Here is a 12,775-nt window from a genome sequence, read left to right on the forward strand (position 1 = left end):
CTCAGCTGCCAGGAGGATCGATCGCAGCTCGGTCCCACCTCGGCGGCTACGACGGTCTGGCAGAGGCCTGGGCGGCGTTCCTGAACGAGGCGGTCGACGCCGGCCACCACCCGGGCCTGCCCTTCTTCGAGGTCTACGTGACCGATCCGAACCCCGACATGGACCCGGCAGATCTGCGCACGGACCTCTTCCTGACCCTGTCCTGAGGACTCACTCTGTCCTGAGGGTGCCGTTCACCGGTTGCCCACTTTGGCTGTCGATTCAGCCGGCGCTGGAGTAGCCGTTGAACCAGCTGTCTCCGCCGCCGATGGCGTTGTCGTCGTCCTGGCCGTTGTTATTTCCGTCGTCGTTGTTGCCGTTGTTGCCGTTGTTGCCGCCGTTGTTGCCGCCGTTGTTGTCGTTGTCATTGTCGTTGTCGTCGCTGCCACCGTCATCACTCGGTGAGGTGGGTACTCCTCCTGGAACCGACGGGATGGACGGAGAGGGTTCCGGCGGCTTCTTGGCCACCATGACGGTGATCTCCGAGCCCTGCTTGACGTCGCTGCCGGCGGTCGATGACTGTTCGAAGACCTTCTTCGCTTCCTCATCGGCGGTCTCGACCTCTTCGGTCTTGCACTCCAGCTGGTAGTCGTCGCCCTCGAGGATCTTGCAGGCTTCCTTCGCGGTCTTTCCTGTCACGTCGGGGACTTCGACCATGCCCGAGGACACGACGAGGTCGACGTTCGAGTCCACATCCACCTCGGAGCCGCTGCCCGGCTTCGTCTCGATGACGACGCCCTTCTCCACGTCCGGAGAGTTCTGGGAGATGTGCGTGCCCGCCTGTAGCTTGCCGTCGTTGAGGATCTTGCGGGCGTCCTCCTCCGCTTTGCCGGAGACATCGGGAACCTCGACACTCTCGGGACCGGAGGAGATGATCAGCTTGACGACGCTGTCCTGCTCTACGCGTTGACCGCCGGGAGGGTCGGTCTTGATGGCTTTGCCCTCGTCGACGTCCTCGCTGTAGGCCTCATCGCGGTCGACTCTCAGGCCTTGTTGGATGAGGGCGGATTCCGCCTCATTGGCGTCCATATCGGCCACGTCCGTGACCTCGACCTGGATGATGTCCGGTGGTTTGTTGATCTCGTAGACCCACAGTGCGATGGCGGCCAGAGCCAAGAGCACGAAGATGCTGCCGATCCAGATCCAGGCGCGCGAGCGCCTCGGCGGGGGCGCTTCGTCCTGCTTGGCCATGATCGTCGATACGGCACCCGTTTCGGGGTCCACCTCGGGGTCCTGAGCGTACTGCGGGGGACCCATCATGGCCCCTGCCATCGGGAACGCCTGAGTGCGATCCACGTCGTCGTCGAAGCTCAGGGGGCGAGCGTCACGGGCCGCGAGGACGTCCTCGCGGAAGATATAGGCATCCTGGTAGCGCTCATCGCGATCCTTGAGCAGGGAGTGCATGAGGAGCCGGTCGACTTCGGGGGGAACGTTGGGATTGTAGAAGCTCGGCGGCTGCGGGGTCTCACCCACATGCTGATAGGCGACCGCCAACTGCGAATCGCCGACGAACGGAGGTCTGCCGACGAGGAGTTCGTAGAGCAGGCAGGCGGTCGAGTACAGGTCGGAACGAGCGTCGACGACCTCACCGCGGGCCTGCTCGGGGGACAGGTACTGGGCGGTGCCCACGACCGACTGGGTCTGCGTCAGGCCGCTGTTGTCCTTGAGTGCCCGGGCGATGCCGAAGTCCATGACCTTGATGTCACCCTCGGGGGTGAGCATGACGTTGGCGGGCTTGATGTCGCGGTGGACGATGCCGTTGCGGTGAGAGTACTCGAGCGGAGCGAGCACACCGGCGACGACGTTGAGTGCCTCATCGATGGTCAGAGTGCCGTGTTCGTTGAGCACCTCGCGCAGCGTCTGGCCCTCGACGTACTCCATGACGATGAAGGGCACGGAGACGGTGGAGCCACCGGTCTCGACGAAGTCCTCTTCACCCGAATCGTAGACGGCGACGATGCCCGGATGGTTCAGCCCTGCCGCGGACTGAGCCTCGCGCTTGAGGCGGGTGTGGAACGAGGGATCACGAGCGAGATCGGACCGCAGAAGCTTGATCGCAACGCGACGACCCAATCGGTTGTCGACGCCTTCATGGACTTCTGCCATGCCCCCACGGCCGAGGAGCGCACGAACTTCGTACCGCCCCGACAGCACCTTGGGTTCATTCATTCTGGTCCTCCGCTTGGTTCACCCACGTCGTGGGAAAGTACTCCGCATGTCAAGTAGATTACTCGTCTTCTCAGCGCATGATGTCAGCCAAAGATCGACTCATCCAAGTTCTCGCCTGCACTCGGACCGCTGCCGCCGCCGGTCGGGTCCGGGCCACCGGTGTCCTGATCCGAACCGGTGTCCGTATCGGTGCCAGAATCCGAACCGTTCGCGTCATTGCCGTTCGTGTCGCCGCTGTCCTGGTCGGTACCGTTCTGATCTCCAGTGTCCTGATTCGAGCCGCTTTGGTCACCGGCGTCCTGGTCGCTCCCGTTCTGGTCGCTGCCCGAACCATTGTCGGCATTCGCGGTGCCGGTGTCGTTCGAGTTGCTGTTCTCGTCGCCGTTGTCGGAACTGGAACCGTTGTCGGAACTCGAGCCGTTGTCACCGCTGGTTTCCGTCGGGCTCGGTTCGTTCGTCGGCTCCTCGGTCTCCACCGGCTCTTCGGCCGGGCCCGTGGAGATGTAGAGCGTGACCGTGTCGCCCTCTTCGAAGGTGTAGCCATTGTCGCCCTCGCCCACATCGGCGACCGTGCCCGCAGCGCGGGAGGACTCGATGTTACGGGTATCGGCCTCGAGGCCCTGTTGTTCGAGGTTCTGAACCGCCGAGGATTCGCTGAGTCCGATGTAGTCGTTCTTGTCGATCTCGACGGTCGTCGCCGTCTCGGAGGTCGTGGCCTGGCTGGTGCTTGGTGACGGTTCGGGTTCGCCGTTGCCCCCGCCGAGGAAGAACCACAGCAGAGAACCGACGGCGATGAGTGCGATGATTGCCAGGATCCAGATGAGGGCGCGGCCCTTCTTCGACTGCTTCTCGTCGAGATTCTTGTCCTCGGCGTTGTCCGCGTCGAGTTCGCTGCCATTGGCGGCACCTGCCGCTCCGGCACCGGCCGCACCTGCGGCTGCGGCACCCGGGTAGACGCGGGTCTCGTCGTTCGACGCCGTGACCGGCATCGCCTTCGTCGTCGGCACGGGATCGGGATTGTTGAAGACCTGGGTCAGCGCCTCGGAGGCGGCATTGCCCAAACGCATCTGCGGAAGGATCTCCTCGGCACCGGCCACATCGCCGGCGGAGAGCGCATCGGCCGCTCGAGACACAGCCACGGCATCCGAAGGCCTGCGGTCGGGCTTCTTCTCGAGCAGGCAGTCGACGAGGCGGCGCAGTGGTTCTGAGACCGTGTCCGGCAGCGGCGGATGCTGCTGGTTGACCTGGGCGATGGCGATCGCGACCTGCGAGTCACCGGTGAACGGACGCTGCCCCGCCAGTGCTTCATAGGCGATGATGCCCAAGGCGTAGAGATCGGAGCCGGGCCCCGAGCCCTTGCCGGTGGCCTGTTCGGGCGCCAAGTACTGGGCGGTGCCCATGACCTGCCCGGTCTTCGTCAGAGGAGCCTGATCCGTGACGCGGGCGATGCCGAAGTCCGTGATCTTGACCCGGAAGTCCGGGGTCATGAGGATGTTGCCGGGTTTGACGTCACGGTGGATGACCCCGGCCTTATGCGCCGCACCCAGAGCCTGCGCGGACTGGGAGACGATGCTCAGCGTATCGGCCTCGGACAGGGGTGCGCTGCGTTCGATGATCGCAGACAGCGCCTCACCGGGGACATACTCCATGACGAGATAGGGAGAGCCCTCTTCGTCACCGTAGTCGAAGACCCCGGCGATGCCCGGATCGGAGACGCGGCCCATGTTCTGCGCCTCGGCGCGGAACCGGGCGAGGAACGTGGAGTCTGAGAGGTACTCGTCCTTGAGGATCTTGGCCGCGACCTCACGGCCGAGCACGGAGTCCATGCCCTTCCAGACCTCACCCATGCCGCCGACGGCGATGCGAGAGGTGAGTTTGTATCGGTTGCCCAACAGGGTGCCTTCGACGGGTCTCATTCTTCGACCACCGCTTCCATCATGTTCTTGGCGATCGGTCCTGCGACCGTCGCTCCATAAGCTTCGTTGCCCGCGTTTCCGCCGTTCTCCACGACGACCGCAACTGCGACCTTCGGATCATCGGCCGGGGCGAATGAAATGAACCAGGCGTGCGGAGCCGCACCCGGGCCGTGCTGTGCGGTACCGGTCTTCGCCGCGACCTTCGTACCGTCCATCTTGGCCACCGAGGCGGTGCCGTCCTCGACCACGCCTTCCATCATCGTGGTCAGCTGATCGGCGGTCTTGCCCGAAACGGGGCGCGACTTCTCCTGCGGACGGTTCTCCTTGATGGGCTCAAGCGTGTTCGCATTGAGGACCCGGTCGACGAGCTGGGGCTTCATCATCTTTCCGCCGTTCGCGATCCCCGCCGTCATCATCGCCATCTGCATCGGCGTGGACCGGACCTCGTACTGACCCAGCGAGGCCTGTGCCAGCTGGGGCGGGTTGAGGTCATCGGGGAACGTGGACGGGCTGACCTTGAGCGGAATCTCCATGTCCTGGCCGAACCCGAACTTCTCCGCCTGCTCCTTGATCGCGTCCTCGCCCAGGTCCATGCCGAGTGAGGCGAAGGAGGTGTTGCAGGATTCGGCCAGCGAATCGGCCAGGGACGGGCTTCCGCCGTTGCGGCAGGCACCCGGATGGGAGTTGCCGATCGTGGAGGTGGTCTGCGGCAGGTCGAGCTCAGCCGGACCGTTCAGGGTCGAGTCGGGCTGGTAGTCGCCGGATTCCAGGGCGGCCGCGGCCACGAGGACCTTGAACGTCGAGCCGGGTGGGTAGAGGTTGCCGCCGATGGCCCGGTTGTAGGCCGGATTGTCTTCGGCATTGTTGAGTTTCTCGAAGGCATCCTGAGCCTCGCCCGCGTCGTGGCTGGCGATGGGATTGGGATCCCATCCCGGCGTCGAGGCCATGGCGAGTACCTTGCCGGTCTTCGGATCGATCGCGACGGCCGCACCGTTCTGGTTGCCCAAACCATCCCACGCGGCCTGCTGGACCTCGGGGTCGATCGTGAGCTCCACGGCCGCTCCGCGAGGCTGCTCGCCGGTGATGAGGCTGCCGACCTTGTCGTAGAACAGGGCGTCGGAGTCGCCGGAGAGGTAGTCCCCGGTCGCCCGCTCCAAGCCGGAGGCCCCCGAGACGATGGAGTAGTACCCGGTCATCGAGGCATAGGCGCGGGGGTTGAGGCCTTCCGAACCGTACTTGCGCTGGTACTTGTACTTGTCGTCGACGGGTTCGGAGTAGGCGATCTTCTCACCGTCGACGAGGATCGGCCCGCGATCACGAGCCAGCTGGTCGAGGATCCGACGGTTGTTGAGCGGGTTGCTGTTCAATGAGTCGGCGGTGACGAACTGCACCCAGCTGGTGGAGCCGAACAGAAGCGCGAACATGACGAACCCGACGACGGAGATGTGTGTCAGTGATTTCTTCATCGTCCACCTCCGGTCGTGCCCAGGTTGGTTGTGGGGGCCTCATCGGGCCCGGTGGAATCGAGATCGGCCGCGCCGAGGTTGGTCGTCGGTGCTTCGTCTGAGCCCTCGACACGTTTCGTGTCGTTGCGGTTCCCGGCTTCCCGCGCCGAGGCGGTGCGCTCGTCCGGATCCTCCGTGATCTTGAGGACACCGGTGTGGAATTCCTCCACCGGTCGTCTCGCATTGTCGGAGATGCGCAGGAGCAGGGCGATGATCATCCAGTTCGCGATCAGTGATGACCCGCCTTGGGCGAGGAACGGTGTGGTCAGACCCGTGAGCGGGATGAGTCGGGTGACGCCGCCGACGACGACGAAGACCTGCAGGGCGATCGTGAAGCTCAGGCCGGTGGCCAGCAGGGTGCCGAATCCGTCGCGCAGCTGCTGGGCGGTCTTGATGCCGCGCTGGAAGATGAACAGGTAGCAGAGCAGGATGACGAAGAGTCCGGCCATGCCCAGCTCTTCGCCGAGGCTGGCGTAGATGAAGTCGGATTCCGCATAGGGGACCATATTGGGTCGGCCCTCGCCGAACCCGGTTCCGGTCAGACCACCGTTGGACATGCCGAACAGACCCTGAACCAGCTGGTATGAACCACCGGGGGTTTTGTTGTATTCCTCGGCGGTGAGCGCATTGAGCCAACCGGACACACGCTGTTGGACGTGACTGAAGACGAAGGTCGCGGCGACCGCGCCGGCTGCGAAGAAGCCGAGGCCGAGGATGATCCATGAGACCTTGCTGGTCGCGACGTAGAGCATGGCGACGAAGAGGCCGAAGAAGAGCAGCGACGTGCCCAGGTCCTTCTCGAAGACGAGGATTCCGACGCTGGCCACCCAGGCGATGACGATCGGACCGAAGTCACGCAGACGCGGGAACCGGATGCCGAGGATCTTCGGCCCGGCCAGAACCAACTGGTCACGGTAGGACACGAGGTAGCCGGCGAAGAAGATGGCCAGCAGGATCTTCGCGATCTCACCGGGCTGGAAGGACATCGGGCCGACGCCGATCCAGATGCGCGCACCGTTGACCGTCTTGCCCAGGCCCGGAATCAGCGGGAGCATGAGGAAGATGAGCGCAGCGAACCCGGAGACGAAGGTGTAGCGGCGCAGCCACCTGTGGTCACCCAGGAAGACGATGATGCCCACGGCCAGGGCTACGCCCAGCGTCATCCAGATCAGCTGTGACATTCCGCTGTTCTGGTACTCGTCCCGGCCGAGGTCGACCCGGTAGATCATCGCCAGGCCCAGGCCGTTGAGCAGGACCGCGATCGGGACGAGGACGGGGTCGGCGTACTTGGCCTTCCACCACACGACGATGTGGATGATGAGGCCGAGTGCGGCCAACCATGCCGCGTACTGGTAGACATTGGCGGGGATCGTGTCCTCGACGCCGAGTCCCACGAGGGCATAGGCGCTCGTGGCCACGGCGATGGCGAGGATGAGCAGGCCGAGTTCAGCCAAGCGATAAGGTCGTGGCCGCGCGGCTTGGTTGGGGTTCTCGGACATCACTGAGACTCCTCAGTGATGGCATCACTGGGATCGACCGTTCGAGAGCTCGGTGGCGATGGCGCGGGATCGCTGGGATTCGTGGCGTCCTGGACATTGCCCGAGACTCCGCCCGACCGCTCCGCTTCCTGACGCAGATTCTCGATGATGCGATCGGCCTCGTCGCGGGAATCGGCTTGGATGGAGCTGCGCAGACGGTCCTGCGAGAAGCTGTTGAGGGTGCCGACTTCGATGTCGGTGGTGTCCTCGAGCTGGCTGAGTTCGATGGGTCCCAGAGTCGTGTCGAGGCCCCGGTAGAGGGTGACTTTCCCGTCGAGGTTCGTCAGGTAGTAGTGGTTGTTCATGTAGTTGTAGGCGAAGAATCCGCCCACAGCGATCGCGATGATGACGATGGCGGCGATGATCCAGCCCAGGTAGGACCGTTTTTCGACCTCGTCGTCGTCAGCGTCGAGGTCATCCTCCTCTGTGGGTTCGTCCCTGTCGGATGTCGCCGTGGCTGTGCGCTGTGAGGGCGGGATCACCTCGGCGGTGGGCTCCTGCCTATCGGAGTCGGACACCGACTGCAGGGGCACGGTGTCGGTGGGGAGGTCACCGTCGCCGTAGTGGGGTTGTGTCTCGGCGGGGGCCTCCTCAGCGTCGGTGTTCGCGCCGATCGCCGCGTACTGGGGGTTGACGTGGACGGAGCCGACCGAGCTGCCCTGCACGGTGTCGACGGTGCCCTCGAGCACGTCGCCGATGACGACAGTGACGTTGTCGGCACCGCCGCCGGCCAGGGCCAGGTCGATGAGTTGGCGGCAGCATTCATCGGGGTCGGAGACGTCGGTGAGGAGGCGTGCGATGTCGTCGACGTCGGCGAAGCCTGTGAGCCCGTCCGAGCAGAGCATCCAGCGATCACCGACGTGGGCTTCGCGGAGGGTGAGGTCGAGATCGGGGGAGGCGCCGACGTCGCCGAGGACCTTCATGACGACCGACCGCTGTGGGTGGGTCTCCGCCTCATCAGGGGTGATGCGGCCTTCGTCGACGAGCATCTGGACGAAGGTGTGGTCGTGGGTGACGGTCTGCAGTTCGCCGTCGCGCAGCACGTAGCCGCGGGAGTCGCCGATGTGGGCCAGGGCGAAGCGATTGCCCGGAGCCCGCAGCAGGGCGGTGACGGTGGTGCCCATGCCGGCGAGTTCGGGCTGTTCGGCGACACCGCGGCAGATGCGGTCGTTGGCCTCGAGGATCGAGGTGCGCAGAATCTCCAGAGCGTCCTCGCCGTTGGGTTCACGATCGAGGTCGGCCAGACGGGAGACCGTGATCGCCGAGGCGACGTCACCGCCTGCGTGACCGCCCATTCCGTCAGCGATGAGCAAGAAATTCGGACCCGCATAGCCGGAATCCTGGTTGTTCTTACGCACCAGCCCGGTGTGAGACCGGGCTGCTGAGCGGAGGGTGATCGTACCTTCGGTCGTCACGATTGGGTCTCCAGCGTCGTATGGCCGATGGTGATCTGGGTGCCGATCCGCAGGCTGATCGGCGAATGCATGGGTGAGCCGTCGACGATCGTGCCGTTCGTCGAGCCGAGGTCCTCGAGGACCCAGGAGCCGTTGGCGGCCACAATTCGCGCATGGTGGCTGGAGGCGAAGTCATCGCTGATGACGATCGTGTTGTCCGGTGCGCGCCCGAAGGTCACGGGTGCCCCGGAAAGTGTGATCAAGGTGCCGGCCAAGGGCCCGGCGGTGACCCGGACGGAGCCCGGATGAGCCTGTGGCCGTGCTGGGGCGGGCGCCGGTGCCGGCGCTGGTCTGCTCGGTGCCGGAGTCGGCGCTGAGTTACGGGAGGCTTTGCCGCCTCGGCGGGATTTCCGGGGCCCTTTCTTGGCGCCGAAGATGTCGCGGCGCAGGACGCCGGCGACGCCGAAGACGAAGAGCCAGAGGATGATGAAGAAGGCGAACCGGAAGACGGTGACGGTGAACTCGCTCACTGGGCATCCTGCTCGATCTCGTGGTAGCGGACCTCTGCGTCTCCGGCCATGAGGACGTCACCGTCGGAGAGGTTCGCCGAGGTGAGCTTGCGTCCGCGCAGAAGGGTTCCGTTGGTTGATCCGAGGTCGCCCGCGACCGCATGATCGCGTTCGACGGTGATCTCGAAGTGCCGACGGGAGACGCCGGGGTCGTCGATGACGTAGTCGGAGCTGGACGAGGAACGGCCGAAGACGTTCGTGCCCTGACGCAGGTCGTAGGTCTGTCCGTGGATGATCACGCTCGCGGCGATCGTACGGGCTCGGGCTGGAGTCGCCTGTCGCACCGGCGCCGAAGGCGGTCTGCTCGCGGCTGCCGGTTCGGGAGTGCGTCTGGGAGGAACCGGACGGGAGCCGGAGTTCGCCTGTCCTTCGCCCACGATGTTGTGTGACCGCGAGACCGGATCGTAGCCGCCGCGATTGGCCGGTTGGGCTGCGGGAGATCCATCGGGTCGCTGAGTGCTGGAGACGACACGGTACATCCCGGTGTCGAGGTCGTCGGCTTCGACGAATTCGACGGAGACGGGACCGACGAAGCTGTAGGCCTGTTCGACCGCGTGATCGCCGATGACCTGTCGCAGGTCGGAGCGGAGTTCGTTCTCGAGGCCCGAGAGGCGGTCGAAGTCCGTGGGAGAGAGCTCGATGCTGTAGTGGTTGGCGGTCAGTGTTCGTCCGCGCGAGACCACTGCGGCCTTGTTATCGGCTTCGCGTCGCAGAGATCCGGCCAATTCGACCGGTTCCACCTGTGAGCGGAACGCTTTGGCGAAGGCGCCGTTGACGACATTCTCCAATCCCTTCTCGAAACGATCGAGAATCCCCATGGCACCTCCTCATCCAGGTGTCGTGCGCGTGACGAACCGTTCGCCACCAGCCCGGACTGTGTGTCCGAGCGGGTCTGTTTCGGTGCACCCGGCCCCGGAAAAGGACACCGAGACGGAGACACCAACACCCAATCCTAACGCGGTGAAGCTCTCAACTCACGTCACTGGGCATTTCGGGGCCGAGGTCTGTTCGGATTCCCGGCAGTCGTCCAGCTTAGGCAGGAGGGCTGAGTACTCCATGAGCCTCTCACGAGCACTGATGTCATGGGAAATGAGTGGTGAGTCACGAAAGTGGGCGGCAGTGAAGACAAGGAATGTGAACGTCGACACGTTTCGGGCGTTTCCGATCGTCTCGGTTTTATGATTGCCGGTTGCGATGCTAGAGTTTTCTCTTGTTCGCGCGAGTGGCGGAATTGGTAGACGCGCTGGCTTCAGGTGCCAGTGATCGCAAGGTCGTGGGGGTTCAAGTCCCCCCTCGCGCACAGCGGACAACAGCCCTTCACCGGGACCCTTCGGGGCCAAGGTGGAGGGCTGTTTCGTGTCTGCGGGTGCGCGTGCGTGCGGGCGGGTGCGTGCGGGAGCCTCTTCGGGCTGCAGCGGCTCGGAGCCGGGTGATCCTGGTCAGACGTGCAAGTCAGACGTGCAATGAGATTGTGCGGGAAGAGAATGTAGATTCCTGACGCAGAAACCGACATTCTCTTCCCGCACAATCAGGACGATAGCCCCAACTCCTCCGCATTCGGGCCGAGGGCAGACAACAGGGTCAGGGTGGAAGGCTTTCGTGTCTGCGAGGAGCTTTCCAGTTGCACCGACCCGAGGCCTTGCCGGCTGCACTGTACCGACCTTGGGGTCAGTGCTGGCAGTGGTCGTCGGTGCAGGCGTCAGCCTCGCGCTCGCCGGTCAGCGCAGATACCGGCGCCGCGCAGCAGGCATCCCCGCGCCATGCCTCGATTCCCTCTCGGGTGGCGAAGACAGCGATGACGAGGGCGGCAACGGAGTCCGCCCAGGCCCAACCGAGAATGCTGTTGAGCAGCAATCCTGCCAGCAGGGCGGCGGAGAGATACGTGCAGATCAGGGTCTGTTTGGAATCTGCCACCGCCGAGGCGGATCCCAGTTCACGACCCGTGCGACGTTCGAACCAGCTGAGGAAGGGCATGACGAGAAGACTCAGGGCGGCGATGACGATGCCGACGGCCGAATGCTCCGGATCGCGCAGACCGGCCAGGGAAGCGATCGCATCGACGCTGACGTAGATTGCGAGTGCGAAGAAGGACACGGCGATCACGCGCAGGGCCGTCTTCTCCCTCCGCTCGGGATCGGGTGCAGCGAACTGCCAGGCCACGGCTGCTGCAGAGAGGACCTCGACGATTGAGTCGAGGCCGAAGCCGATCAGGGCCGCCGACGACGCAGCCCCGCCTGCGATGAGGGCCACGATGGCTTCGATGACGTTCCAGGTGATGGTGATCGCCACGACGATTCTGATGCGGCGACGCAGGACCAGGACCCGTGGTGGTGCTGTCGCTGAAGCGTTCATACGTTGGCCTTCCCGGCGTTGTCATCGACGGGTGCGGTCTCGCAGCATCCGGGCACGGTGCAGGAAGGGTTGAGACAGGGAGCATTCTCATCGACGGCGAGTGTGACATCGAGCAGGGAACTCAGTGCAGCGCTGATGTGAGGATCGGAGATCTCGTACCTGGTCTGGCGTCCTTCTGCTTCGGCGGCGACGATCCCGCATCCGCGCAGACAGGAGAGATGGTTCGAGACATTCGTGCGAGTCAGATCCAGGTCACGGGCGAGTTGTGCCGGGTATCCGGGAGACTCCAGCAGCGAAAGCAGAATTCGTGAGCGAGTCGGATCGGCCATGGCTCGTCCCAGACGGTTCATCACGTCGACGCGAGAAGCAATAGTCAGCATACGCTGACTATACAGTAGGTGCTGACCTATTGAAACTGTGCTCAGTGAGAGTGCGGAGCAATGAGATGGGACTGAGCCCCCGAGGGAGGCACGCTCGGCAGAGTCGGTGGTCAGCTCGATGGCGAAGGCGCCGTAGATCGCCTCATGGATGCTGGGAAGACGAGCTTCGAGCTCGGTGCGATCCGGCAGTCCGAATCCGATGCCCAGAGCGTCCATTCATCTCCGGGTGCGATCGCGTTTCGGTCGCTCATCATTGAGACGACCGCGTGCACGTCGATTCGACACGTCTGAGGACGATTATCGCCGGAATGAGTCGAAGTGGGTGAGATCTGTCCCCGTCGGTGTGCGACGTTCACCTGCTGCGTGAGAACTTCAGCGCTTCGCAATCGTACGGCGCAGCAGCGGAGTCACCCGATATTCCACCATCTGCTTCATCGACACCAGCGTACGTGTGCGTTTGACGCCGGGGATCGAGAGGATTCGCCCGGCGATGCGGTACAGATCGTCGGTGTCCCGGGCGACGACCTGAATCATGGTGTCTGCTGTGCCCGAGACCCCGATGACCTCGAGGACCTCCGGGATTCGGGCGAGCTCGGCTCCCACCTGGTCGAGCTTGCGCTGCTTGAGGTTGGCCAGGACGTGCGCTCTGAGGGGATAGCCGAGGCCTGCGGTGTCGACCCTGTGGTCGAACGAATGCAGGCCCTCGTCCTCCAGGCGTGTGAGTCGCGCCTGAGCGGTGTTCCTTGCCACCTGCAGTCGTTGTGCAAGGCCGGCGACCGTGGATCGCGGCTGCCGCACGAGCTCGAGCAGGATGCGCGCATCGAGGGCATCGGCGATCCTGCGGGTCTTCTCGCTCATCGTCTCCCTGGCCTCCCTGGCCCGAACCACCAGGTACGAACCATTCGAACTTCTG

11 protein-coding genes and 1 tRNA gene are annotated in these 12,775 nt (G+C 64.3%); 2 read left to right on the forward strand and 10 right to left on the reverse strand.

Going from position 1 to position 12,775, the window contains the following annotated elements; translation table 11 throughout:
* On the forward strand, positions 1-206 hold a 206-nt coding region (locus tag L0G76_RS09850; RefSeq protein ID WP_304357083.1), incomplete at its 5' end, for a GyrI-like domain-containing protein.
* Between the two features lie 55 nt (positions 207-261).
* Here L0G76_RS09850 and pknB read toward each other — a convergent pair.
* From pknB to L0G76_RS09885, 7 genes are all read right to left on the reverse strand, one after another.
* Positions 262-2,208, reverse strand: coding sequence for a Stk1 family PASTA domain-containing Ser/Thr kinase (gene pknB, locus L0G76_RS09855; RefSeq protein ID WP_304357084.1), 1,947 nt, complete (start codon positions 2,206-2,208; stop codon positions 262-264).
* An 83-nt stretch (positions 2,209-2,291) separates the two neighbouring features.
* A complete protein-coding gene (locus tag L0G76_RS09860; RefSeq protein WP_304357085.1) occupies positions 2,292-4,124 on the reverse strand; it encodes a protein kinase domain-containing protein in 1,833 nt (610 codons plus the stop codon).
* The gene (locus L0G76_RS09865) at positions 4,121-5,590 is read right to left on the reverse strand and encodes a peptidoglycan D,D-transpeptidase FtsI family protein (RefSeq protein WP_304357086.1); all 1,470 of its coding nucleotides are present in this window, start codon (positions 5,588-5,590) and stop codon (positions 4,121-4,123) included. Before L0G76_RS09865 ends, L0G76_RS09860 begins: the two co-directional genes overlap by 4 nt.
* Positions 5,587-7,128, reverse strand: a complete 1,542-nt coding sequence (locus L0G76_RS09870; RefSeq protein WP_304357087.1) for an FtsW/RodA/SpoVE family cell cycle protein — start codon at positions 7,126-7,128, stop codon at positions 5,587-5,589. The genes L0G76_RS09865 and L0G76_RS09870 overlap by 4 nt, the downstream gene beginning before the upstream one ends.
* Positions 7,128-8,582 carry a PP2C family protein-serine/threonine phosphatase gene (locus L0G76_RS09875; RefSeq protein WP_304357088.1) on the reverse strand — a complete coding sequence of 485 codons (1,455 nt, stop codon included), beginning with the start codon at positions 8,580-8,582 and terminating at the stop codon, positions 7,128-7,130. The genes L0G76_RS09870 and L0G76_RS09875 overlap by 1 nt, the downstream gene beginning before the upstream one ends.
* Entirely contained in the window at positions 8,579-9,091 is a 513-nt protein-coding gene (locus L0G76_RS09880) for an FHA domain-containing protein FhaB/FipA (RefSeq protein ID WP_304357089.1), read from the reverse strand. Before L0G76_RS09880 ends, L0G76_RS09875 begins: the two co-directional genes overlap by 4 nt.
* Entirely contained in the window at positions 9,088-9,948 is an 861-nt protein-coding gene (locus tag L0G76_RS09885; RefSeq protein WP_304357090.1) for an FHA domain-containing protein, read from the reverse strand. The genes L0G76_RS09880 and L0G76_RS09885 overlap by 4 nt, the downstream gene beginning before the upstream one ends.
* A 398-nt stretch (positions 9,949-10,346) precedes the next feature.
* On the opposite strand from L0G76_RS09885, the gene L0G76_RS09890 reads away from it, so the two are divergent.
* A tRNA-Leu gene (locus tag L0G76_RS09890) sits at positions 10,347-10,430 on the forward strand.
* Between the two features lie 368 nt (positions 10,431-10,798).
* Here L0G76_RS09890 and L0G76_RS09895 read toward each other — a convergent pair.
* The 3 genes from L0G76_RS09895 to L0G76_RS09905 all read right to left on the reverse strand — a co-directional run.
* Positions 10,799-11,482 (reverse strand): cation efflux transmembrane domain-containing protein, encoded by a 684-nt coding sequence (locus L0G76_RS09895; RefSeq protein ID WP_304357091.1) that lies wholly within the window; start codon positions 11,480-11,482, stop codon positions 10,799-10,801.
* Positions 11,479-11,862 carry a Cd(II)/Pb(II)-sensing metalloregulatory transcriptional regulator CmtR gene (gene cmtR, locus L0G76_RS09900; RefSeq protein WP_304357092.1) on the reverse strand — a complete coding sequence of 128 codons (384 nt, stop codon included), beginning with the start codon at positions 11,860-11,862 and terminating at the stop codon, positions 11,479-11,481. Before cmtR ends, L0G76_RS09895 begins: the two co-directional genes overlap by 4 nt.
* A 372-nt stretch (positions 11,863-12,234) precedes the next feature.
* Positions 12,235-12,775: Lrp/AsnC family transcriptional regulator (locus L0G76_RS09905; RefSeq protein WP_369696175.1), on the reverse strand; the 541-nt coding region annotated here is incomplete at its 5' end.

This window comes from Brevibacterium picturae (assembly GCF_030453725.1).
Lineage (GTDB): Bacteria > Actinomycetota > Actinomycetes > Actinomycetales > Brevibacteriaceae > Brevibacterium > Brevibacterium sandarakinum_A.

Coding starts and splice junctions, on each gene's coding strand:
- pknB (WP_304357084.1), bottom strand. CDS start 2,208: ATGAATGAACCCAAGGTGCTGTCGGGGCGGTACGAAGTTCGTGCGCTC.
- L0G76_RS09860 (WP_304357085.1), bottom strand. CDS start 4,124: ATGAGACCCGTCGAAGGCACCCTGTTGGGCAACCGATACAAACTCACC.
- L0G76_RS09865 (WP_304357086.1), bottom strand. CDS start 5,590: ATGAAGAAATCACTGACACACATCTCCGTCGTCGGGTTCGTCATGTTC.
- L0G76_RS09870 (WP_304357087.1), bottom strand. CDS start 7,128: ATGTCCGAGAACCCCAACCAAGCCGCGCGGCCACGACCTTATCGCTTG.
- L0G76_RS09885 (WP_304357090.1), bottom strand. CDS start 9,948: ATGGGGATTCTCGATCGTTTCGAGAAGGGATTGGAGAATGTCGTCAAC.
- L0G76_RS09895 (WP_304357091.1), bottom strand. CDS start 11,482: ATGAACGCTTCAGCGACAGCACCACCACGGGTCCTGGTCCTGCGTCGC.
- cmtR (WP_304357092.1), bottom strand. CDS start 11,862: ATGCTGACTATTGCTTCTCGCGTCGACGTGATGAACCGTCTGGGACGA.